A 696-nucleotide genomic window follows, 5' to 3' on the forward strand; every position below is an offset into this window, starting at 1 on the left:
CGATGTGCACGACGGCAATCTACCTGATTATATGTGACCAGAAAGGCTTGCTTGATCATTCAATACTATACAGCTTCAACTCAAATTCCTCTTCGGCATACAGCTCTGTGGTACGTCCTGATACGTCCTCTAGGCGTAAAACGCATATTTCTCCCATTCGATACCGGTCTTCTAAAAGATGAAACACCACTTCTATCTGCCGTTCTGAAACTTCCCCAGTGGAATCAAAAGTAATCGTTACCTCATTCGAAATTCGCTCGTTATTGCGGTAAAATGCTGCCCGCAACGTTCGCGGTTGCCGCTCAGATGAGACTTTTTCTTCTTGGAAAAACGGAACGATAAATCGGTAACTCGTAATGACTTTTTGAATCGAAGCAACCTGTACGTTTACCCGTTCCGCTTCAGATTTACGAGCTTTTCCTTTTATTTGCCGATATTCGATTAACGGAATAATGCTTTCTTGCGGCATTGCACCGCCATGAACAAACCGCAATCCGCCACCGGCAGTAAAGCGATTCAGCCCCTTTGCAATGACTGTTTCACAATCCACACCTAAATAATCGAGAGAAGCTTTGATCGCGCCAACAGGGACCGTTAAGTTTTTCCCAATCGCAAAGCGACGATTCCCGTCATAAATTTCTCCCTTTAAACTTTCTGCTTTCTGAAATTGCTCGACTTGGGAAGTTTGATATAAAA

1 pseudogene is annotated in these 696 nt (G+C 43.8%); it reads right to left on the reverse strand.

From position 1 onward, the window contains the following. Window positions 1-55 precede the first annotated feature (55 nt). Window positions 56-696 (reverse strand): annotated as a pseudogene (locus tag VU18_RS15595) (BREX-1 system phosphatase PglZ type A); the annotation flags it as partial.

This window comes from Geobacillus sp. ZGt-1 (assembly GCF_001026865.1).
In the GTDB taxonomy this organism is placed as follows: Bacteria; Bacillota; Bacilli; order Bacillales; family Anoxybacillaceae; genus Geobacillus; species Geobacillus thermoleovorans.